Source organism: Lysinibacillus sp. NPDC059133 (assembly GCF_042755925.1).
Taxonomy (GTDB): domain Bacteria; phylum Bacillota; class Bacilli; order Bacillales_A; family Planococcaceae; genus Lysinibacillus.
The window spans coordinates 12009-34832 of sequence record NZ_JBHZDH010000057.1 but is presented as its reverse complement, the minus strand read 5'-3'; the positions used below and the strand labels follow the sequence as shown (position 1 = coordinate 34832).

Annotated in this window: 18 protein-coding genes; 17 read left to right on the top strand and 1 reads right to left on the bottom strand. The window is 39.1% G+C overall.

The features are described 5' to 3' along the window. Window positions 1-755 precede the first annotated feature (755 nt). From lspA to pyrE, 12 genes are all read left to right on the top strand, one after another. On the top strand, window positions 756-1235 hold the full coding sequence (gene lspA, locus ACFXN8_RS22145; protein ID WP_376075932.1) for a signal peptidase II: 480 nt from the start codon (window positions 756-758) through the stop codon (window positions 1233-1235). Next, a complete protein-coding gene (locus ACFXN8_RS22140) occupies window positions 1232-2143 on the top strand; it encodes an RluA family pseudouridine synthase (RefSeq protein ID WP_386847679.1) in 912 nt (303 codons plus the stop codon). Before lspA ends, ACFXN8_RS22140 begins: the two co-directional genes overlap by 4 nt. A 241-nt stretch (window positions 2144-2384) precedes the next feature. Further along, window positions 2385-2927, top strand: a complete 543-nt coding sequence (gene pyrR / locus ACFXN8_RS22135; RefSeq protein WP_376075936.1) for a bifunctional pyr operon transcriptional regulator/uracil phosphoribosyltransferase PyrR — start codon at window positions 2385-2387, stop codon at window positions 2925-2927. 20 nt (window positions 2928-2947) lie between these two features. Further along, window positions 2948-4258, top strand: a complete 1311-nt coding sequence (locus ACFXN8_RS22130) for a solute carrier family 23 protein (RefSeq protein WP_376075938.1) — start codon at window positions 2948-2950, stop codon at window positions 4256-4258. A gap of 433 nt (window positions 4259-4691) precedes the next feature. After that, window positions 4692-5570, top strand: coding sequence for an aspartate carbamoyltransferase catalytic subunit (locus ACFXN8_RS22125; protein WP_376075939.1), 879 nt, complete (start codon window positions 4692-4694; stop codon window positions 5568-5570). Window position 5571: 1 nt separating this feature from the next. Beyond that, complete coding sequence (locus ACFXN8_RS22120) at window positions 5572-6849, top strand: dihydroorotase (protein ID WP_376075940.1); 1278 nt, start codon at window positions 5572-5574, stop codon at window positions 6847-6849. Beyond that, window positions 6849-7949, top strand: coding sequence for a carbamoyl phosphate synthase small subunit (locus tag ACFXN8_RS22115; RefSeq protein ID WP_386847678.1), 1101 nt, complete (start codon window positions 6849-6851; stop codon window positions 7947-7949). Before ACFXN8_RS22120 ends, ACFXN8_RS22115 begins: the two co-directional genes overlap by 1 nt. Continuing rightward, window positions 7942-11139 (top strand): carbamoyl-phosphate synthase large subunit, encoded by a 3198-nt coding sequence (carB, locus tag ACFXN8_RS22110; protein WP_386847677.1) that lies wholly within the window; start codon window positions 7942-7944, stop codon window positions 11137-11139. The genes ACFXN8_RS22115 and carB overlap by 8 nt, the downstream gene beginning before the upstream one ends. A gap of 1 nt (window position 11140) precedes the next feature. Beyond that, complete coding sequence (locus ACFXN8_RS22105; RefSeq protein WP_386847676.1) at window positions 11141-11914, top strand: dihydroorotate dehydrogenase electron transfer subunit; 774 nt, start codon at window positions 11141-11143, stop codon at window positions 11912-11914. After that, window positions 11911-12825 (top strand): dihydroorotate dehydrogenase, encoded by a 915-nt coding sequence (locus tag ACFXN8_RS22100; protein WP_386847675.1) that lies wholly within the window; start codon window positions 11911-11913, stop codon window positions 12823-12825. The genes ACFXN8_RS22105 and ACFXN8_RS22100 overlap by 4 nt, the downstream gene beginning before the upstream one ends. Beyond that, on the top strand, window positions 12822-13526 hold the full coding sequence (gene pyrF / locus ACFXN8_RS22095) for an orotidine-5'-phosphate decarboxylase (protein ID WP_386847674.1): 705 nt from the start codon (window positions 12822-12824) through the stop codon (window positions 13524-13526). Before ACFXN8_RS22100 ends, pyrF begins: the two co-directional genes overlap by 4 nt. A 2-nt stretch (window positions 13527-13528) precedes the next feature. After that, window positions 13529-14158 (top strand): orotate phosphoribosyltransferase, encoded by a 630-nt coding sequence (gene pyrE, locus ACFXN8_RS22090; protein WP_386847673.1) that lies wholly within the window; start codon window positions 13529-13531, stop codon window positions 14156-14158. Between the two features lie 507 nt (window positions 14159-14665). On the opposite strand, the gene ACFXN8_RS22085 is transcribed toward pyrE, so the two are convergent. After that, a complete protein-coding gene (locus ACFXN8_RS22085; protein ID WP_386847672.1) occupies window positions 14666-16195 on the bottom strand; it encodes a cardiolipin synthase in 1530 nt (509 codons plus the stop codon). Between the two features lie 926 nt (window positions 16196-17121). Here ACFXN8_RS22085 and ACFXN8_RS22080 point away from each other — a divergent pair. Genes ACFXN8_RS22080 through ACFXN8_RS22060 form a run of 5 tightly spaced genes read left to right on the top strand, consistent with a single transcriptional unit; the run spans window position 17122 to window position 22821 of the window. Next, complete coding sequence (locus tag ACFXN8_RS22080; RefSeq protein WP_376077852.1) at window positions 17122-18135, top strand: ABC transporter ATP-binding protein; 1014 nt, start codon at window positions 17122-17124, stop codon at window positions 18133-18135. Then, window positions 18132-19079, top strand: coding sequence for an ATP-binding cassette domain-containing protein (locus tag ACFXN8_RS22075; RefSeq protein WP_386847671.1), 948 nt, complete (start codon window positions 18132-18134; stop codon window positions 19077-19079). The genes ACFXN8_RS22080 and ACFXN8_RS22075 overlap by 4 nt, the downstream gene beginning before the upstream one ends. A 1-nt stretch (window position 19080) precedes the next feature. Further along, the gene (gene opp4B / locus ACFXN8_RS22070; protein WP_386847670.1) at window positions 19081-20043 is read left to right on the top strand and encodes an oligopeptide ABC transporter permease; all 963 of its coding nucleotides are present in this window, start codon (window positions 19081-19083) and stop codon (window positions 20041-20043) included. A gap of 36 nt (window positions 20044-20079) precedes the next feature. Continuing rightward, window positions 20080-20982, top strand: coding sequence for an ABC transporter permease (locus tag ACFXN8_RS22065; protein WP_386847669.1), 903 nt, complete (start codon window positions 20080-20082; stop codon window positions 20980-20982). 15 nt (window positions 20983-20997) lie between these two features. Continuing rightward, window positions 20998-22821, top strand: a complete 1824-nt coding sequence (locus tag ACFXN8_RS22060) for an oligopeptide ABC transporter substrate-binding protein (protein ID WP_386847668.1) — start codon at window positions 20998-21000, stop codon at window positions 22819-22821. Window positions 22822-22824: the final 3 nt, after the last annotated feature.

Below are 22824 nucleotides of genomic sequence, written 5' to 3'. Positions count from 1 at the left end.
CGGAAAGAAGAGCCAGAATGACGGATTGAAACCAGAGTGACGGAAAGAAGAGCCAGAACGACGGATAGAAATGCCAAAGCGACGGAAAGAAGAGCTAAAGTGACGGATGAAAACCAGAGCGACGGAAAGAAGAGTCGAAGCGATAGAAGGAAAGGCCAAAGCGAAGGAGAGAAGAGCCAAAGCGACGGATAGGAAGTCCAGAGCGACGGAAAGAAGAGCCGAAGCGACGGAAGAAAACCAGAGCGACGAAAAGAAGAGTCAAAGCGACGGATAGGAAGTCCAGAGCGACGGAAAGAAGAACCGAAGTGACGGAAGAAAACCAGAGTGACGGAAAGAAGAGCCAGAACGACGGATAGAAATGTCAAAGCGACGGAAAGAAGAGCCAGAATGACGGATTGAAACCAGAGTGACGGAAAGAAGAGCCGAAGTGACGGAAGAAAACCAGAGCGACGGAAAGAAGAGTCAAAACGACGGATAGAAATGCCAAAGTGACGGAAAGAAGAGTCAAAACGACGGATAGAAAGGCCAGAGCGACGGAAAGAAGAGTCAAAATGATGGATAGGACCACCAAAATCGTGGATAGAACCGCCAAAACGACGAATAGCTCAGCGAACGCCCTTAGAGAAGCGCCCAGTCAGAACAAAAAATAAACCCTGCAAAATGGTGATGATCCATATTTTCATGCTATATTAGTTATTCTGAGATGGGCTCTTATGGTAGAATAGGTTAGATGTTGAGCGAACGGAGGAATGTCTGTGTATAAATATTATGGATTGGCCGCATTCGTGATTCTTTTAGATCAATGGACGAAATGGCTAATTGTGAAAAATATGGAGTTTCGTGAACGAATTTCAGTATGGGAGCCGTGGTTTGGGATAGTGTCTCATCGAAATAAAGGAGCTGCATGGGGAATGTTAGAAGGCCAAATGTGGTTATTTAGCATTGTTACGATAGGTGTTATTTGTGCCATCTTATATTTTTATCATAAAGAGGCTAAAGGTAAACCTATTTTTCAAGTGGGCTTAATGCTTTTATTAGGGGGAGCTGTAGGGAATTTTATTGACCGTATATTTAGAGGTGAAGTGGTCGATTTTGTAAATGTATTAATTCCAGTAATTAATTATGATTTCCCAATCTTCAATATTGCGGATGCAGCTTTAACAATGGCGGTAGTAATATTAATGATTGGCATAATCATGGAAGATAAAAAAGGAAAGAAACAGGTGAAACAATGACGCAAGTAACATATACAATGGAAGAACAACAACAGGGAGAGCGCATTGATAAGGCACTTTCGAGTGTGCAATCAGAGTGGTCGCGTACACAAATTGGTAATTGGATTACTGATGGTATTATCAAAGTAAATGGAGAGACTGTCAAGGCGAAGTATAAGGTAAAAGTAGGGGATATTGTAGAAGTCGATGTACCTGAAGCAGAGCCATTAGATGTCATTCCTGAAAACTTAGATCTTGATATTGTTTATGAGGATGCAGATGTCCTTGTTGTGAATAAACCAAAGGGCATGGTTGTCCATCCAGCGCCTGGACATATGACAGGTACTCTTGTAAACGGCTTAATGTATCATTGTCAGGATTTATCAGGCATTAATGGCGTTATGCGTCCGGGAATTGTGCATCGTATTGATAAGGATACATCAGGACTATTGATGGTTGCTAAAAATGATGCAGCTCATGAATCGTTAGTGAATCAGCTAGTCAATAAAACAGTAACACGTAAATATACTGCGCTAGTACACGGGCATATTGCACATGATAAAGGAACGATTGATGCACCGATTGGACGCGACCAAAAAGATCGTCAAAAACAAGCAGTTGTCGATAAAGGGAAGCATGCAGTAACTCACTTCCAAGTTATCGAACGCTTTGGCGAGTACACTCTTATGGAATGTCGTTTAGAAACAGGACGAACTCATCAAATTCGCGTGCATATGAAATATATTGGCTACCCTCTTGTTGGTGATCCAAAATATGGACCAAAAAAGACAATAGACTTTAATGGACAAGTATTACATGCAGGAATTTTAGGATTCGATCACCCTACATCTGGCGAATATATGGAGTTCGAAGCTCCAATTCCTGCTGATTATGAACAATTATTAAATGATTTACGAAATATGCATTGACGTATAGTAAAAGAAGGTCTATACTAACGAAAGTGAATGAACAACTTAACTAAATATTCACCTTTAATGGCAGTCCAGAGAGGCTGAGAAGGTACATGTGAAAGTGTTGCGAAAAATTTGTGTTGCAAATTTTTTTAACATGCTATTTAAACACGTATATAACCCTCTCAGGCTATTCGCCTCGAGAGGTTTTTTTATGGACACATGACCAACAATAGATAGAAGAGAGGAGGAAACTTACATGGCACAAAATGAGTTATTAGATGGCCCATCTATGGCAAGAGCGTTAACACGCATTGCACACGAAATTATTGAACGCAATAAAGGGATCGACGAATGTATTTTAGTTGGTATTAAAACACGAGGTGCCTTTCTTGCAAAACGCCTAGCAGAACGAATTGAAAAAATTGAAGGCAAACCAATCCGTACGGGGGAGCTTGACATCACCCTCTATCGAGATGATTTAACGACAAAGCATGATAATGAACAGGCACATGTTGAGCAAGTAGATATTGATTATGTGATCGTCAATCAAAAAATTATTTTAGTCGATGATGTACTTTATACGGGGCGTACAGTACGCGCAGCGCTAGATGCATTGATGGATTTAGGACGTCCTGCACAAATTCAACTTGCAGTTCTTATTGATAGAGGACATAGAGAGCTTCCGATAAGAGCTGATTATGTTGGTAAAAATGTACCAACATCTGGAGCAGAGCGTATTGTCGTAAATTTACAAGAAGTGGACGGAGAAGATGGCGTCATCATTTTTAAAGAAGACTAACTATAAAGTGAGGAAACATTATGTCAAATGCAGTATTAGATATTAAGGATAAACCGACCCCAGTCCAATTAGTGACATTAAGTTTCCAGCACATGTTTGCCATGTTTGGGTCAACGATCTTAGTTCCTCAGTTGGTAGGTCTTAGTCCAGCAATTGCCCTTTTAACGAGTGGGATTGCTACACTGTTCTTCTTATTAATTACGAAATTTCAAGTACCTGCTTATTTAGGATCATCATTTGCCTTTATTGCGCCGATTTTACTAGTGGCAGGTGGTTTAAATAAAGATGGTACCAGTGTAAATCCAGGTCATGCAATGATTGGTGCAATGGCAGTCGGGATTACATATGGTATCGTATCCCTAATCATTTGGAAAAGCGGCTATAAATGGATCATGAAAATTTTACCGCCGATTGTAGTAGGGCCAGTCATTATGGTAATTGGTCTTGGATTATCAGGGACAGCGGTTAATATGGCGATGAATGTTGATGGTAAATATAGCTTTTTACACTTCTCAGCAGCGTTAGTGACATTATTTACAGCCATAATTTTCACGATTGCCTTTAAAGGCATTTTAAGTACAATGCCGATCTTAATTGGCTTAATTGTAGGATATGTTTACTCAATGATGATCGACATTGTTGATTATTCACCAATTGCGAAAGCAGATTTCTTTGCACTACCGGACTTCTTAATCCCAGGAGTTCACTATGAGTTTGAAATCACAACAAAGCTGCTCCTAACAATGGTGCCAATCGTTATCGTAACGATTTCAGAGCATATTGGTCACCAGTTAGTATTAGGTAAAGTTGTCAATCGAGATTATATTAAAGAGCCAGGCTTACATCGTTCGTTATTAGGGGACGGAATTGGTACATTTATTAGTGCATTAATCGGAGGTCCGCCGAAAACAACTTACGGTGAAAATATCGGTGTCCTTGCTATCACTCGTGTATACAGCATATACGTTATTGCAGGTGCAGCAGTCGTAGCCATTTTACTATCATTCTTCGGGAAAGCAATGGCAGTTATTGCAACAATTCCAACAGCTGTACTTGGTGGGGTTTCCATCTTACTCTTCGGTATAATTGCAGCAAGTGGATTACGAATGTTAGTGGATAATCATATCGACTTTGGGAATAGTCGTAACTTGGTTATTGCCTCTGTTATTTTAGTCATTGGCATCGGTGGTGCAAAGTTCGTCATTTCAGAATCACTGAGTATTGAAGGTATGGCATTAGCAGCGATTATCGGTGTTGTTTTAAATGCCATTCTACCAGGTAAAAAAGAAGCGGAACTACCAGTACCGTACAATCAAAATGAAAATTCATAGAAGTACCTTTTAATGAATTGTCCAGAGAGGCAAAAAAAGGGAAGTTGTAGATAAGCAAGTAGTAGGAGTGTATCCTGCTGTAGTTTGTCACGCCTCCTTATGCCTCGTTGATGACATCAACGGGGCTTTTATTATCTTCATTCATCCCACCTATAAGAAAGGTGAGATGAATGAAGATAAAGCCTCCGGCGGTTGTCACGGATTTTCAAAGGAATGAATATAAGGATGTTAGCCTAAAACCTTCGCATCCTGCGAAAACGGCTAACTGACCTGCATCCTGCAGGCCTTAGCACAATTCAAAATCCGGACGCATTGTTTATCTGTGCGAAAGCGCAGTGCTAACGTAGCGACAGCAACAATTACGCCAAGGCGAAATTGATTTTAGAGAACGTTTTACATAAACGTTCATGAAACAAACCCTACGGAGGTTACAATGAAGAACTTATTATCGATGGAACATTTAACAATTGAAGAAATTAACCACATTCTAGATCGTGCGCAAGCTTTTGAGAATGGTGAAGCATCATCGTTATCTCGCCCGTACAACGTTGCAAATTTATTTTTTGAACCAAGTACGCGCACGAAAACAAGCTTTGAAATGGCAGAGCGCAAAGCTGGCTGTATCGTTATCCCATTTGACGGTAGCTTTTCGAGCGTCTCTAAAGGAGAGACATTGTACGATACGGTAAAGACGTTAGAAATGATTGGTATGGACGCAGTAGTCATTCGTGCAAAGGAAGATGCATATTACAATGAACTACTTGAAGGCATCAATGTGTCTATTATTAACGGAGGTGACGGCACTGGTCAGCATCCGTCTCAATCACTATTAGATCTTTATACAATCAAAAAAGAGTTTGGTTCTTTTGAAGGGTTAAATGTGACAATCGCTGGAGATATTTGCCATAGCCGTGTAGCGAAATCGAATGCGTTAGCGTTACAGCGACTAGGGGCAAATGTTCATTTCCTTTGTCCAGAAGACTGGGCAGGCAGTTTCGAAGCACATCATTCTTGGGATGATTTAATCGAAATAAGCGATGTGATTATGTTACTTCGTGTGCAGCATGAACGTCATAAGGTAAATAAAAGCTTCTCAAAAGAGAGCTATCATGAAGAGTACGGTTTAACAATTGAACGTGAGAAACAAATGAAAGAAAAGGCAATTATCATGCATCCAGCACCGGTCAATCGTGATGTAGAAATTGCTTCAGAGCTAGTAGAATGCGAGCGTTCTAGAATTTTCGAGCAGGTTCGAAATGGTGTTTATACACGAATGGCTATTGTTGAAACAATTTTAAAGGGGAGAGAGTAACATGACAAAAATTCTTCAAAATGTACAAATGGTAAATGAACAAGGCGAGCTATATACAGTAAATATCGCTATGGCAGATGGCAAAATTACTGCAATAGGTCAAAACGTAGATGTAGCAGGCGCAGAAGTAATCGAAGGAAATGGTTTAGTTGTTGCACCAGGCTTTGTCGATGTTCACACACATTTACGTGAGCCGGGCTTTGAACATAAAGAAACAATTGCTACAGGTTCAGCATCAGCAGCAAAAGGTGGCTTCACAACAATTTGCGCGATGCCAAATACGAAACCAGTGCCAGATTCAGTAGAAAACATGCAGCTGATTAACGGACTTATTAAAGAAAGTGCAGCTATTCGAGTACTTCCATACGGCTCATTAACAAGGGACATTTCAGGTGAGGTTCGTACAAATATTGAAGAATTAAAAGCACATGGGGCTGTCGCATTTTCAGATGATGGTGTTGGGATCCAGCTTGCTTCAACAATGTATGAGCAAATGAAAGATGCAGCACAGCACGATGTGGTTGTTGTCGCACACTGTGAAGATAACTCATTAATTTACGACGGTGTGATGCATGAAGGGAAACGTAATCAAGAGCTTGGTTTACCAGGAATTCCATCGATTTGTGAATCTGTGCAAATTGCACGAGATGTTCTACTGGCAGAAGCCGCTGGAGCACGCTACCACGTATGTCACGTATCAACGAAGGAATCTGTACGTGCAGTACGTGATGCGAAAGCAGCAGGAATTCGCGTCACGGCAGAAGTTTGCCCACACCATTTATTACTTGAAGAAATGGATATTCCATCAGATGATGCAAACTGGAAAATGAATCCTCCATTACGTGGAATAGATGATAAAGACTCACTTCACGCAGCGTTGCTAGACGGTACAATCGATTGTATCGCTACAGATCATGCTCCACATACAGTAGAAGAAAAATGCTGTGGCATGGTAGGCGCACCGTTTGGCATTGTAGGCTTTGAAACAGCCTTCCCATTACTTTATACACAGTTTGTAGAAACAGGGAAATGGACGTTAAAACAGTTGATTGACTGGATGTCTGTAAAGGCAGCTCAAATATTTGATTTACCATATGGCACATTAGAAGTTGGAGCTTCAGCAGATATGATTTTAATTGATTTAAATAAAGAGCAAACAATTGATGCAGAAGGCTTTGTTTCAAAAGGACGCAATACACCATTCAATGGTTGGACTGCAAAAGGATGGCCAGTCCTTACAATTTTTGAAGGCAATATCGTATACCAGGAGGCAGAGTAATGAAAAAACGTTTACTTATTTTAGAAGATGGCACAGTATTTACAGGTACAGCGTTCGGTAGTGAGCGCGCTTCACAAGGTGAGGTTGTATTCACAACAGGGATGACAGGATATCAGGAAACAATTTCAGATCCTTCATTCTACGGACAAATCGTAACGTTAACTTACCCTTTAATCGGTAATTACGGTATTAACCGTGATGATTTTGAATCGATCACACCGGCTATTCGTGGATTTGTAGTTCGTGAATTAGCAAAAACACCTTCAAACTTCCGCTGTGACTTAACAGTAGATGAGTACTTAACATCCAAGGATATCCCGGGGATTGAAGGAATCGATACACGAAAATTAACACGCATTATTCGCAGTAAAGGGTCAGTAAAGGCTATTTTAACAGCGGCTGATGAAGAAGTGAATGTGGATGAAATCGTGGCAAAATTACAGGCAACACCAGCGATTACACATCATGTTCGTGAAGTTTCACCGAAAGCAGCCTACCCATCACCAGGTCGTGGCAAACGCGTCGTATTAATTGACTATGGTATGAAGCACGGTATCCTTCGTGAGTTAAACAAACGTGATTGCGACGTACTCGTTGTCCCTTACAATACTTCGGCAGAAGAAATTTTAGCGTGGCATCCAGATGGCATTATGCTGTCAAACGGTCCAGGTAACCCTGAAGACGTAGCAGAAGGCATTGAAACAGTACGCAATTTAATTGGAAAAGTGCCAATGTTCGGTATTTGCTTAGGTCACCAAATCTTCTCGCTAGCATGTGGTGCACGAAGCTTTAAATTACCATTCGGTCACCGTGGTGGTAACCATCCAGTAAAAGATTTACGCACAGGTCGTACAGATTTAACATCTCAAAATCATGGTTATGCAATCGACATCGATTCATTAAAAGATACAGATTTAGAAATAACACATATCGCATTAAATGATGGTACTTGTGAGGGTGTGCGTCACAAGAAATATCCAATCTTCACAGTGCAATATCACCCAGAAGCATCACCGGGTCCAGAGGATTCAAATCACTTATTTGATGAATTTATCGAAATGATGGAAGTAGAAGCAGGGAAGGGGAAACAACATGCCTAAACGTACAGATATTGAAACTATTTTAGTAATCGGATCAGGTCCAATCGTAATCGGACAAGCAGCAGAATTTGACTACGCAGGAACACAAGCTTGTCTTTCTTTAAAAGAAGAAGGCTACCGCGTTATTTTAATAAACTCAAACCCTGCGACAATTATGACAGATACAGAAATTGCCGACAAAGTATATATTGAGCCAATTACACTTGAGTTTGTATCACGAATTCTACGTAAAGAGCGTCCAGATGCTATCCTGCCAACACTTGGTGGTCAAACTGGTTTAAATATGGCCATTGAATTAGATAAATCAGGAATTCTAGATGAGCTTGATATTGAAATTCTTGGTACAAAATTAGAAGCGATCCATAAAGCGGAAGACCGCGATCTTTTCCGTAATTTAATGTATGAGCTAGGTGCTCCAGTACCTGACTCAGATATTATCCATAACTTAGACGAAGCGAAAAACTTTGTAGCGAAAATTGGCTACCCAGTAATTGTTCGTCCTGCCTTCACACTTGGTGGTACAGGCGGCGGTATTTGCTACAACGATCAAGATCTAGAGGAGATTGTTACATCTGGTCTAAAATATTCTCCAGTAACACAATGTTTACTTGAAAAATCGATTGCTGGTTATAAAGAAATCGAATATGAAGTAATGCGTGATGCTGCTGACAACGCCATCGTTGTATGTAACATGGAAAATGTTGACCCAGTTGGAATTCATACAGGTGACTCTATTGTAGTGGCACCTACTCAAACACTCTCAGACCGTGAAAACCAAATGTTACGTAATATCTCTTTAGATATTATCCGTGCACTGAAAATCGAAGGTGGCTGTAACGTACAATTAGCGCTTGATCCATATAGCTTTAATTACTATGTGATCGAAGTAAACCCTCGTGTATCACGCTCATCAGCGTTAGCGTCAAAAGCAACAGGCTATCCTATTGCAAAACTAGCAGCAAAAATTGCGGTTGGTTTAACATTAGATGAAATCAAAAACCCTGTAACAGGTTCAACATATGCTTGCTTCGAGCCAGCTCTAGACTACATCGTGGCGAAAATTCCACGTTGGCCATTCGATAAATTCGAATCAGCAAAGCGTAATCTTGGTACACAAATGAAAGCGACTGGTGAAGTAATGGCACTTGGTCGTACATTTGAGGAAGCTATGCTAAAAGCAGTGCGCTCTCTTGAAACAGGTCAAGTTCACTTAGAGCTGAAACATGCAGAAGAAAACACTGATTCTTGGATTGAAAAACGTATCCGTAAAGCAGGTGACGAGCGTCTATTCTTCATCGGTGAAGCACTTCGTCGCGGTGTAACTATTGAGCAAATCCATGAATGGTCTGCCATTGACTTATTCTTCTTAAATAAATTCAAAAACATCGTAGATATGGAGCAAACACTTGCTGACAATAAAGACGATAAAGAAGTGTTACGTACAGCAAAACGACTAGGCTTTGCAGATAAGAAGATTGCTGAGCTTTGGGAAACAACACCAGAAGAAGTATATGCATATCGTAAAGAAAATGGCATTATCCCAGTATACAAAATGGTTGATACATGTGCAGCGGAGTTTGAATCTGAAACACCATACTTCTATGGCACATATGAGGATGAAAACGAATCGATCAAATCAGACAAGCCATCAGTTATTGTACTTGGTTCTGGTCCAATCCGCATTGGTCAAGGGGTTGAATTCGACTACGCAACAGTACACTCAGTATGGGCAATTCAAGAAGCAGGCTACGAAGCAATTATTATTAACTCAAATCCAGAGACAGTATCAACTGACTTCTCGGTTTCAGATAAATTATACTTTGAGCCATTAACAATCGAAGACGTTATGCATATTATCGACCTTGAGCAACCAATTGGAGTAGTTGTACAATTCGGTGGTCAAACAGCTATTAATCTAGCTGATAAATTAGCTGCAAATGGCGTGAAAATCCTAGGTACATCTCTTGAAGATATCGACCGTGCGGAAAACCGAGACAAATTCGAGCAAGCGTTACGTGAATTGAACATTCCACAGCCACTAGGTCAAACAGCTGTATCAACGGAGGAAGCACTTGCTATTAGTGAACGTCTAGGCTTCCCGGTACTAGTTCGTCCTTCATACGTACTAGGTGGACGCGCAATGGAAATTGTCTACAACGAAGAGGAATTACAACATTATATGGAGAACGCGGTAGAAGCATCTCCAGATCATCCAGTATTAGTAGACCGCTACTTAACTGGTCAAGAAATTGAAGTAGATGCCATTTGTGACGGTGAAAATGTCTTAATTCCAGGTATTATGGAGCATATCGAGCGTGCAGGGGTTCACTCTGGTGACTCGATCTCTGTATACCCGCCACAAAAATTAACACAAGCGCAAAAAGATACGTTAGTGGATTATACAACTCGCCTTGCAAAAGGTCTTGGCATCATAGGCTTAATGAACATTCAATATGTTATTTCACAGGGCGAAGTATTTGTCATTGAGGTGAACCCTCGTTCATCTCGTACAGTACCGTTCTTAAGTAAAATTACAAACATTCCGATGGCGAATATTGCAACGAAAGCAATTCTTGGGAAATCAATCGTAGAACAAGGCTATCCAACAGGGTTAGCGCCTGAACAAAAAGGTGTCTTCGTGAAAGTGCCAGTATTCTCCTTCGCTAAATTACGTCGTGTTGACATTACACTAGGGCCTGAAATGAAATCAACAGGTGAAGTAATGGGGAAAGATGCAACATTAGAAAAAGCACTTTACAAAGGTTTAGTTGCAGCAGGCATGGAAATTCGCACAGAAGGCACAGTATTGTTCACAGTGTCCGATAAAGATAAAGAGGAAGCAATTGCACTTGCAAAACGCTTCTCAACAGTAGGCTATCGTATTGTCGCAACTGAAGGTACAGCTAAAGCGTTTGAAGCTGCAGGCGTACGCACAGATATAGTTGGCAAAATCGGTGCAAAAGGTCAAACATTAATCGATTTAATTCAAAACGGTGAGGCACAGCTTGTTGTCAACACTTTAACAAAAGGTAAGCAACCGGCACGTGATGGCTTCAGAATTCGTCGTGAGTCTGTAGAAAATGGCGTACCTTGCTTAACTTCATTAGACACAGCGGAAGCGATGGTCCGAGTTATTGAATCAATGACATTCACAGCAGAACAAATGCCAAAAGCGGAGGTAGTACATTAATATGATTCGTCAAGAGAAAATGACGGTCGTCTCTCAAAAGCAAATTGCGACAAACATTTTCGAATTGACACTTCGTGGAGAACTGGTTCAGGATATGACACCTGGCCAGTTTGTCCATGTAAAGGTGTCAGATTCATTGGAGCCGCTTTTACGTCGACCAATAAGTATTGCAAACATAGATAAAGGCAACAACGAATTTACAATGATTTATCGTGCGGAGGGTCGCGGAACAAAAGTGTTAGCGACAAATCGAGAAGGGCAGCTTGTCAATGTTCTTGGTCCAATCGGTAATGGGTTCCCGGTAGAAGCAGTAAAAGAGGGAGGCACAGCCCTACTAGTTGGTGGAGGAATTGGAGTACCTCCATTACATGAGCTTTCCAAGCAATTGAACGCGCGTGGTGTTAAAACAATTCATGTGCTAGGCTTTCAATCGGAAGATGTATGCTTCTATGAGGAAGAATTCAGTGCCCTTGGAGAAACGCATTATGTAACGGTTGACGGCTCTAAAGGAACAAAGGGCTTTGTGACAAATGTTTTAGAGTCCCGAGCACCTGAATTTGATGTCTTTTATTCTTGCGGTCCGCTACCAATGTTAAAAGCACTTGAAGGCTTTTATCCAGAAAAAGAAGGTTATTTATCATTTGAAGAGCGTATGGGCTGTGGGATCGGTGCTTGTTTTGCATGCGTATGTAAAACAACAGATCAAGTAGCAAAAGACTATGTCAAAGTATGCTCTGACGGTCCAGTTTTCCCGAAAGGTACGGTGGCATTATGAGTCGTTTAAACATTCAATTACCAGGTTTAGATTTAAAAAATCCAATAATGCCAGCTTCCGGTTGCTTTGGCTTTGGACGTGAATATGCACAGCTTTATGATTTATCAAAGCTCGGCGCTATTATGATTAAAGCTACGACTGTGGAAACACGTCCCGGCAATCCAACTCCGCGTGTCGCAGAAACAGCAGCAGGGATGTTGAATGCCATTGGTTTACAAAATCCCGGAATCGATAAAGTAATGAATGAAGAATTGAAATTTCTAGAAGCGTATGATGTGCCAATCATTGCAAATGTTGCTGGTACGGAAACAGAAGATTACGTGGAAGTAGCACGTCGTATTTCAACTGCACCAAATGTTAAAGCATTAGAGCTTAACATTTCTTGTCCGAACGTTAAATGTGGTGGTATTCAATTCGGTACAGACCCTGCAACTGCACGTGAGCTAGTGAAAGCTGTCAAAGCTGTTTCTGAAGTGCCTGTATACGTGAAATTGTCTCCTAACGTAACGAATATCGTAGAAATTGCACAAGCTGTTGAAGCGGGTGGTGCAGATGGCATTACAATGATTAATACACTAATCGGTATGCGTCTAGATGAGCGTACTGGTAAGCCAGTGATTGCCAATGGTACAGGCGGCTTATCGGGTCCTGCCGTAAAGCCAGTGGCGATTCGCATGGTCTATGAGGTGTATAAGGCTGTCAATATTCCGATTATTGGGATGGGTGGTGTGACAGAAGCGCAGGATGTTATAGACTTTATGTCGGCCGGCGCATCGGCAGTTGCTGTTGGAACAGCAAACTTTGTGGATCACTTCGTTTGTCCAAATATAATTGATGAACTACCAGCAAAGCTCGATCAATTAGGAGTAGAGCATATTTCAGATATTATCGGAAGGAGCCATCGTTCATGAATACAAAACCAATACTTGCACTAGATTTTCCTGGAGAAACAGAAGTATTCAGTTTTCTAAAGTACTTTAACGAGCCTCTTTTCGTGAAAATTGGTATGGAATTATATATGCAGGAAGGGCCTGATATTGTACGCAAGGTAAAAGATCTAGGGCATGATATTTTTTTAGATTTAAAATTACACGATATTCCTAATACAGTTGGCTCCGCTATGAAAGGTCTAGCAAAATTAGGGGTAGATTTAGTCAACGTTCATGCGGCAGGTGGACGTCCGATGATGGAGGCAGCACTAGAGGGGCTTGAAGCCGGTACGCCTGCAGGACGTGAACGTGCGGCATTAATTGCCGTAACACAGCTGACTTCTACAACAGAAAAGCAAATGCAAGCAGAGCAAAAAATTGCTTTATCTCTACAGGAATCTGTATTACATTACGCAAGCTTAACAAAACAAGCTGGTTTAAATGGTGTTGTCTGCTCCGTACATGAGGCAAAAGCGATTGCTGAAGTGTGTGGTGAAGATTTCTTGCGTGTGACGCCTGGTATCCGATTAGCAGGTGGCGACGCGCACGACCAAAAGCGCATTGCAACACCAGACGGCGCAAAACGTGACGGTTCTTCGTTAATCGTCGTTGGACGTGCCGTTACAGGCGCACAAGATCCAGTAGCAGCATATAAAATCGTAAGTGAATTATGGGAGGCATAACTATGACATTACAAAATGAAATCGCACACGCTATGTTAAAAGTAGGCGCAGTCGAATTAAATCCAACAGAACTATTCACATGGGCATCAGGCATTAAATCTCCAATTTACTGTGATACACGCCTAACAATTTCTGACCCTGTAATTCGTAAGCAATTAGCAAACGGTCTAGCATCTTTAATTAAGGAAAACTTTAGTACAACAGAAATCGTAGCAGGTACAGCAACAGCAGGCATTCCACATGCCGCTTGGGTAAGTGATATTTTAGAATTACCAATGGTTTATGTACGCTCTAAAGCAAAAGAGCATGGCCGTGGTAACCAAATCGAAGGAAAATACGCAGCAGGTCAAAAAGTTGTAGTCGTAGAAGATATCGTTTCTACAGGCGGCTCATCGATTACAGCTGTAGAAGCCTTACGCGCAGCAGGCTGTGAAGTACTGGGCGTTGTTTGTGTCTACACTTACAATCTTCCACGTGCTGAACAAGCATTTGATGAGGCGGGCATTAAATATGTATCTCTAACAAATTTCGATTATTTAATAGAAGCAGCTAATGAATCAGGCGCTATTCAAGAAGGAGATATTCCGTTCTTAAAAGACTGGCATGGAAAATTAAAAGCAGGAGAGCTTTAACTTATTTCAGCGGGTGTTCAAACACCCGCTGAAATAAAGGAACTCAGTCTAAAAACGCCACGTCCAGTGGCAATTTATCTGTGCGAAAGCGAAGCGGCAACAACAACAACAACACACGACTGAGTGACCAACATCATATTGGCCCTCGTGCAGGCCTAAGCACAAAATCGATTCCGGACGCAATTATGCCGAGGCATAATTGATTTAATAAAGGGTGGTATGAATTTTTTCATACCACCTTTTCATTTGTTGAAAAAATATTGCCTCAAACTAAATAAAGTAGGCTTCTTCGGCAAATCAACCAATTCACATGACATCCCAACTTTTTAGTTTTATTGAAACACTTTCAGGAATTATCGACCAACTTTTCATTTTTATCGACAAACTTTCAAGTTTTATCACCCAACTTTCACATTTTATCACCCAACTTTTCATTTTTATCGACATCCACCGTCCAAAGAGCAAAAAAGGATTCATACACAAAACTGTGTATGAATCCTTTTAAATTTACAGTAGCGGAGAAATGAGTCGCGTAAGAGATTCAAGCATGCGTTTTTGAATACTTCGCTTTTGAAATGACGCCCATGTAATTTCTATGGAGTCTTTAAAATCTTGTTCAAAATCATTTTTAATATCTAGAACCGTTTTAGTTTCATATAGGACAGCAATGAGTTCGTAATTAAGCTCAAAACTACGAATATCCATATTTGCTGTACCAATTGTTGCAACTTCATCATCAACAAGTACAATCTTAGCATGCATAAAAGCATCTTTAACGCGGTAAATGGAGACGCCCGCTTTTAAAAGTGGTGTAAAGTATGATTGGGATGCTTGATCACTAATGATGCTATCGCCTTTTCCAGGATATAAAATACGGACATCTACGCCGGAAAGTGCACTCAAACGTAATAAAGTTAATGTTTCCTGATCAGGAATGAAGTACGGAGTAGCAATCCAAATGGACTTTTTTGCAGAGCCCATAATTTTCAATAAAGCATTCCGAATACTTGTATCTTCTGAGCTAGGTCCACTTGCAACGATTTGTACGGCACCTTCTGCCTGATGAGCGCCTTGACTTGGAAAGTATGTGCTATCCATAAAGTGATTCCAAGACTCAGTATTTAAACTACTAGTGGCATAGAGAAAATCTTCTAGGAAAATGGCCTGCAGTTTATATAAGGCTTTTCCTTCTATTTTTAAATGGCTATCACGCCAAATGGGAAACTTCTTCGAACGACTAAGATATTCATCTCCGACATTGAGCCCGCCTGTAAAACCAATTGTCCCATCTACAATCACAATCTTACGGTGGTTACGATAATTGACGGTTTCTAATAGCCACGGTGAAAGAATAGAATCAAATTCAACTACTTCAATTCCCACTTCTTTCATTGGTTGTAAGAAACTCCTCCGTAATTTACTACTGCCAAGTCCATCGTAAAGAAAGCGTACGAGCACGCCAGATTTTGCTTTTCTTATTAAGGCATCTCGAATTGTTGTACCGATTTCATCTGAGCGATAAATATAGTATTGAATATGAATATGATGTGTTGCATTTTCAATCGCTTGTAGGATTTCGGTAAATGTTTCATCTCCGTTTGTTAAGAGTTTTGTTGCTGTATCATTAGCAACAGGACCACCGCCAAACTTTTGTATAACTTGGGTCAAATAGGTGGATCGTTCATTTAAAGGGGAAGAGGGTTCTAAATTAAAACTTCTTCCTGCTAAAATTTCACGGAATAACTTCCTTTTTTCTTCTGAACGAGATAAATGTTTCTTTCTTCTCCAGCGACTTCTTCCGAATAGCAAGTACAAAAGTACACCGATAACTGGGAGAATGGCTAATACTAAAAACCAAGCCAATGTACTTTGCGGGGAACGATTTTCAATAAAGATAACGAAGGAAATCCCTATAATTGTGATAGGTAATAGTATGCCGATTAAGGTATATAAGGAAATAACAGACTTATTTAAGAATATGATCATAATTACTGCTATTGTAAATACAAATAGCAATTGGACAACGCGATTTTTCATATGTATACATTTCACCTTTTCTTTCTTACATATAATCAAGAGAAAATTGTACGTTAATAGTTTTATGATAAATTGTTTTCTTTTTATTTACAATATAGACATTTCTGCACCAACGTATAGAGTTACGTTTCTAATAATGAGCAGATCAACCTCGCTACATCAAGTAGCTATTATTATTACCAGTTAGATACTTCCATATAAATGAATAATTAATCTATTTTAATAGTCTTTAATTTGAAGTTTTTAGAATATATTACCTTTATTTTTGCATATACTATTTAAAAAGCTAATATTTTTTGGGGAAGAATATAATCAAGATGTACGTAAATGATTAAGAAAAAAGAAATAAAAAAAATTACTTTTTCAGTATATTGAAATTAGTGTTTAATTTTCAACGCTTTAAACGAGAAAACTATTTGTGAAAAACAAATAGTTAGAAATTCATATACTTATTTAAATGGAAATTTTATTATTATTACCTGTTATATCAATATAATCTAGGTATTTAAAAGATATTTTAGTAATAAAATTAACATAATTAATTCGAAAATATTATATTTAAATAATAAAAATAGAAGAGGTTAGATAGAAGGTTGAAAAAGGAACAAACAATTAAGTAAAGAAAAAATTAAGTTTATAAAAATGTTTTGTAAAGATGTATGGAGTTGAATTATTTGTATCTTTATAATATTTAGAAAAATACACTTGATTTAATGTATTATTTCCAGATAAAATAATATCACAGTTAATTTTCAGACAATTCAATCATGGTTTTGATTGTATGAAAATGTAAAAAATAGTAAAGGTGTTCATAAATATTATTGGAGGTGTAAATAAATCTTTCATTAAAATATAATTCTGAAATAAATTTTAAAGCGAAACATAATCATTTTTCAGAATATTGAATATAGGAGGGGGGAGATTGTTTGAATACAGCAAATGACCTATTAACAATTAGAAATCTCACTACAAGTTTCCGTATTAAAGAAACTTACCACGCTGCTGTAGATGATGTCTCGCTTTCGCTTAAAAAGAATGAAGTATTAGCAATCGTTGGGGAATCGGGTTGTGGTAAAAGTACATTAGCTACTACCGTTGTAGGCTTGTACAATCCTGTAAATACAAAAGTTAAAGGTGAAATTCTTTATAATAATCAAAATTTAACGAGCCTGAATGACGAACAATTTAATAGTTTGCGTGGTAATGATATTGGTTTTATTTTTCAGGATCCCCTTTCAGCCCTTAATCCTTTAATGCGGATTGGGGAACAAATTGCAGAGGGGCTAATGTATCATACAAAGCTCTCAAAACAACAACGCGGGGAGAGAGTACTAGAATTATTGAATCAGGTAGGCATCGCTAAACCAGAGCGTGTGGCCAGACAATTCCCTCATCAATTGTCCGGGGGGATGAGGCAGCGTGTCGTGATTGCTATTGCGCTGTCGTGTAAACCTTCCATTTTAATTGCGGATGAGCCGACAACAGCTTTAGATGTAACGATCCAAGCTCAAATACTTGACCTACTAAAAGCACTACAGTCAGAAACTGAAACAGGTATTATCTTAATTACCCATGATTTAGGCGTTGTGGCAGAAATAGCTGATCGAGTTGCAGTAATGTATGCAGGTGAAGTAGTAGAAGAAGCACCTGTTCAAGAATTATTTACGAACGCTAAACATCCTTACACTCGTTCGTTATTGAATTCTATTCCACAAACACATAGTGAAAATGAAAGACTTGAAGTTATTCAAGGTATGGTACCATCACTGGTGAATTTACCACGGGAAGGTTGCCGATTTTCAGCGCGAATACCGTGGATTGATGCATCTGCACACGAAAGAAAACCACAATTACATGAAATTGCACCAGGACATTTTGTTAGATGTACCTGCTGGAAACACTTTCAATTAGAGGGTGGAGAAGGAGGCGGGACTGTATGAGCTTTATGCAAATTAGTGATTTAAATGTTCATTACCCAATTCGAGGGGGCTTTTTTAATACAGTAGTCGATAAGGTATATGCGGTTGATGGCGTTGCAATGGAATTTGAAAAAGGGAAAACATACGGTTTAGTAGGAGAATCAGGTTCTGGAAAATCGACAACTGGGAAGGCCATTATAGGTCTAGAGAAGATCACCTCGGGTCAAATTTTCTATGAAGGTGAGAATGTTACTAACCAGCGCAGAAATCGTGATTCAGCCTATAACAAAGATATTCAAATGATTTTCCAAGATGCTCATTCAAGTATGAATCCTAGAAAACGTGTATTAGACATTTTAGCAGAGCCTATTCGAAATTTTATGAAGCTTAGTGATCAAGAGGAACGTAAGCGCATTAAAGAGTTACTAGCGATAGTAGGTATGTCTGAAGATGTATTGTTAAAGTATCCACATGAATTTTCAGGTGGTCAGAAGCAACGTCTTGGGATTGCCCGTGCAGTTGCTTGTAATCCGAAAATGATTATTGCTGATGAACCGGTCTCTGCACTAGATTTATCTGTACAAGCTCAAGTGCTGAATTTTATGAAAGACATTCAGAGTGAATTTGGACTCAGTTATTTATTTATTTCGCATGACCTAGGTGTTGTGAAGCATATGTGTGATCACATAGCTATCATGTATAAAGGACGCTTTGTGGAAACAGGCACTCGAAATGATATATACACGAGTCCACAACATATTTATACAAAGCGCCTGTTATCAGCTATTCCTAATATTGAGCCAGAAACACGTTTAGAGCGTAAAGTAATACGTCAAAATGTCGAGGCCAATTATCAACAAGAACAGCATAAATATTATGACGAGCATGGCAAAGTATACCCATTAAAATCTATTTCGGACACGCATAAAGTAGCGATGTCTGACATTGAAAGGGAGGGTATATAAAATGTGGAAAACAATTGTTAGACGTATATTACTGATGATTCCTCAGTTGTTTGTATTAAGTCTTTTTATCTTCATATTGGCAAAACAAATGCCAGGAGATCCATTTACGGGGCTTATTACACCAGAGACAGACCCTGCAAGGATTGAGGAACTTCGTATAAAAGCAGGTTTTTATGACCCTTGGTATGTTCAATATTACCACTGGATTACAAACGCTTTTCAAGGTGATTTCGGACGAAGCTATACATATAAAATTGCAGTGTCCACACTTATTGGTGAGCGCGGATTAAATACATTCTGGCTTTCATTACTCAGTGCAATCTTTATATATTTGATTGCGATTCCATTAGGGGTGTTGGCAGGTCGTTATCAAGAATCATTTTTAGATAAATCTATCACCCTGTATAGTTTTATAAGTTACGCCATACCAACTTTCGTATTATCACTCATTTTCGTATATATATTCGGTTATAGACTCATGTGGTTCCCAACTAGCGGAACAGTGGATGTAGGACTTGATTCCGGTACAATGGCATATTATTGGAATAAAATCTACCATTTACTACTCCCTGCTATTTCGTATGCTATTTTAGGTACAACAGCCACTATTCAATATTTACGCTCGGAAATAATAGATGCAAAAACACAGGATTATGTGAAAACAGCTCGAAGCAAAGGGATTCCAATGCGAAAAGTCTACACTAGACATATTTTCCGTAATTCCTTACTACCTATCGCAGCTTTTTTAGGGTTTACAATAACAGGTTTATTAGCTGGCTCTATTTTCATTGAAACAATTTTTGGTTTCCCAGGAATGGGTCAGTTGTTTATCAATTCGATCATGAGTCGAGATTATAGTGTTATTACGGCACTAGTTATGCTTTATGGCTTCTTAACATTATTAGGTAGTCTACTGTCTGATATTATAATGAGCATTGTTGATCCACGTATCCGCATAGACTAACGACTAAAATAATGTTTAAGGAGAGGGTGAATTCAAATGGAACAACAAAATAACGAAATGGTCAAATTTGATAACTCTCCACCGACGGGGATACAAGTCGTTTTACGAGAGTTTAAAAAAGATAAATTAGCAATGATATCCTTTTTCGGGATAACTTTTATTATCATTGGATTTTTAGTCGCTGCCATGCTTTTAAATCAAGAAGAAATTTTAAAAATTAACCTGTTGGAGCGCTACACGGAACCTGGTGTAAACGGTTATACACTTGGAACAGATGAAGCAGGTCGTGATATGCTGGGGCAGCTAGTAATAGGGGCAAAAAATTCTATTTTAATAGCATTAGCAATTACGGTCATTACTAGTGTTGCAGGGATAGGTCTTGGTATTATCATGGGTTATTACGGTGGATTTATTGATAATTTGTTTATGCGAATTACTGAATTCTTTATGACATTACCTAATCTAATGGTGATCATTGTTTTTGTAACTATAATTCCAAAATATGGTGTTCTTGAATTGATTTTGATCATAAGCTTATTTCAATGGATGAGCACCGCACGTTTAGTCCGAAGTAAAGCACTATCGGAGGGGCGGAGGGATTATGTAAGTGCTTCTAAAACAATGGGGACAAGTGATTTCACTATTATGTTTAAAGGCATTTTACCAAATTTAAGTTCTATTTTAATCGTTGAACTAACGTTGAACTTTGCTGGTAACGTTGGGATCGAAACAGGATTGTCCTTCTTAGGCTTTGGTTTGCCGCCATCGACACCAAGTTTAGGAACTCTTGTTAACTATGCGAGAAATCCAATCGTTTTATCAGAAAAATGGTGGGTATGGTTGCCCGCATCAATATTAATTCTAATTTTGATGCTTGGTATAAATTACGTCGGTCAAGCACTTCGTCGTGCAGCTGACGCAAAACAAAGAATTGGATGAAGGGGAGGATGTACGATGAAAAAAAATTGGTTATTACTATCCGTTATTTTTGCAGTGATGTTTGTATTGGCAGCCTGCAATAACGAGGGTAAAGAGGCAGCTAAAACGGGGGATGGCAACAAAGACAAACCGACACAAACAGAAACAGAAACTAATAAAGAGGATACAACTGCGTATCCCATGGAAGTAACAAATGAAGGCGACGCTATTAAAGGCGGTACGTTAAAGGTAGCGCTTGTAACAGACACTCCTTTTAAAGGTGTTTTCATTCCGGAATTATCCGATGATGCTTACGATAGTTCAATCATGGATTACGCAAAAAATGAAATTTTTGAATTGGATGGGGATTTCCTAATAAAAGATACAGGTATTGCAAAATTAGAAGTTGATAAGGACAATAAGAAGGCGAAGATTACCATTCAAGGAGACGTTAAGTGGTCTGATGGTAAACCTTTGATAGCTGAGGACTTAATTTATCCATACGAAATTATTGGTCATCCTGATTACGACGGAAAACGCTACGATGATGACTTCCAAAATATTGTCGGTGCACAAGAATATCATGATGGAAAAGCAAAGACAATTTCCGGTATTAAAAAAATCGACGAAAAATCAATTGAAATTACGTTCAAGAAAGTATCACCAGCTATTTATTCAGTTGGGGATGGGTTATGGGGGTATGCAGCACCGAAGCATCAGCTAGAGTCAATTCCTGTTAAAGATGCCCTAATTGCCTCAGATGCAGTTCGTAAAAATCCTGTAACACTTGGCGCATTTAAAATTGATAAAATTGTAAATGGAGAGTCTGTTCAGCTTGTAGCGAATGAACATTATTTTAAAGGCAAGCCAAAGTTAGATAAAGTGGTGATTGAAGTTGTTCCTTCAAGTTCAATCGGTGAAGCATTGAAAACTGGGAAATATGATATTGCAGATCATTACCCAACAAATCAATATGATAGCATAAAGGATCTATCAAATATAGCAATTGTAAGTCGTCCAGAGATGTCATACTCTTATTTAGGGTTTAAAGTAGGGAAATATGATAAAGCAAATCGTAAAAATATTTTTGATGAGAAGTCAAAAATGAATGATGTAAATTTACGTCAAGCGGTTGGCTATGCGATGGATATTGAATCTGTTGGAGAAAGATTCTATCAAGGTCTACGTGTAAGAGCCAACTCATTAATTCCACCAGTGTTTGCATCTTACTATGATGGTACGTTAGAGGGCTATCACTATGATCCTGAAAAAGCTAAAGAATTACTAGATAAAGCGGGATATAAAGATGTAGATGGAGACGGAATCCGTGAAGATAAAGACGGTAAGAAATTCACTATTCGTTTAGCAGCAATGTCTGGTTCAGACACAGATGAAGCGATTGCTCAATACTATCTCCAAAATTGGAAGGATGTTGGGTTAAATGTTGAACTGACTACTGGTCGTTTAATTGAATTCAACAGCTTCTATGATAAAGTTGAGGCTGATGATCCAGAAATCGATATGTATATGGCTGCATGGAAAACAGGTACGAACCCATCTCCGTCAGGTTTATATGGTGAGGGTGCAGAATTTAACATGAGTCGTTTCGTTTCTGCTGATTTAACAGAAATGTTAGAAAATATTGATTCGGAAGATGCAATGGATCCAAAAATCCGCTCAAAAGCATTCCGTACATGGCAAGAATATATGAGCAAAACAGCAACAACAATGCCAATGTACTTCCGTACGGAGCTTGTTCCAGTAAACAAACGCGTGAAAAATTACAATATTGATTATGCAAATGAAACAAAATCAGAACTTCAAACTATTGAATTAACAGCAGATGCTCCAGTAAAATAAGCT

Coding starts and splice junctions, on each gene's coding strand:
- ACFXN8_RS22140 (WP_386847679.1), top strand. CDS start 1,232: ATGACGCAAGTAACATATACAATGGAAGAACAACAACAGGGAGAGCGC.
- pyrR (WP_376075936.1), top strand. CDS start 2,385: ATGGCACAAAATGAGTTATTAGATGGCCCATCTATGGCAAGAGCGTTA.
- ACFXN8_RS22130 (WP_376075938.1), top strand. CDS start 2,948: ATGTCAAATGCAGTATTAGATATTAAGGATAAACCGACCCCAGTCCAA.
- ACFXN8_RS22125 (WP_376075939.1), top strand. CDS start 4,692: ATGAAGAACTTATTATCGATGGAACATTTAACAATTGAAGAAATTAAC.
- ACFXN8_RS22120 (WP_376075940.1), top strand. CDS start 5,572: ATGACAAAAATTCTTCAAAATGTACAAATGGTAAATGAACAAGGCGAG.
- ACFXN8_RS22115 (WP_386847678.1), top strand. CDS start 6,849: ATGAAAAAACGTTTACTTATTTTAGAAGATGGCACAGTATTTACAGGT.
- carB (WP_386847677.1), top strand. CDS start 7,942: ATGCCTAAACGTACAGATATTGAAACTATTTTAGTAATCGGATCAGGT.
- ACFXN8_RS22105 (WP_386847676.1), top strand. CDS start 11,141: ATGATTCGTCAAGAGAAAATGACGGTCGTCTCTCAAAAGCAAATTGCG.
- ACFXN8_RS22100 (WP_386847675.1), top strand. CDS start 11,911: ATGAGTCGTTTAAACATTCAATTACCAGGTTTAGATTTAAAAAATCCA.
- pyrF (WP_386847674.1), top strand. CDS start 12,822: ATGAATACAAAACCAATACTTGCACTAGATTTTCCTGGAGAAACAGAA.
- pyrE (WP_386847673.1), top strand. CDS start 13,529: ATGACATTACAAAATGAAATCGCACACGCTATGTTAAAAGTAGGCGCA.
- ACFXN8_RS22085 (WP_386847672.1), bottom strand. CDS start 16,195: ATGAAAAATCGCGTTGTCCAATTGCTATTTGTATTTACAATAGCAGTA.
- ACFXN8_RS22075 (WP_386847671.1), top strand. CDS start 18,132: ATGAGCTTTATGCAAATTAGTGATTTAAATGTTCATTACCCAATTCGA.
- opp4B (WP_386847670.1), top strand. CDS start 19,081: ATGTGGAAAACAATTGTTAGACGTATATTACTGATGATTCCTCAGTTG.
- ACFXN8_RS22065 (WP_386847669.1), top strand. CDS start 20,080: ATGGAACAACAAAATAACGAAATGGTCAAATTTGATAACTCTCCACCG.
- ACFXN8_RS22060 (WP_386847668.1), top strand. CDS start 20,998: ATGAAAAAAAATTGGTTATTACTATCCGTTATTTTTGCAGTGATGTTT.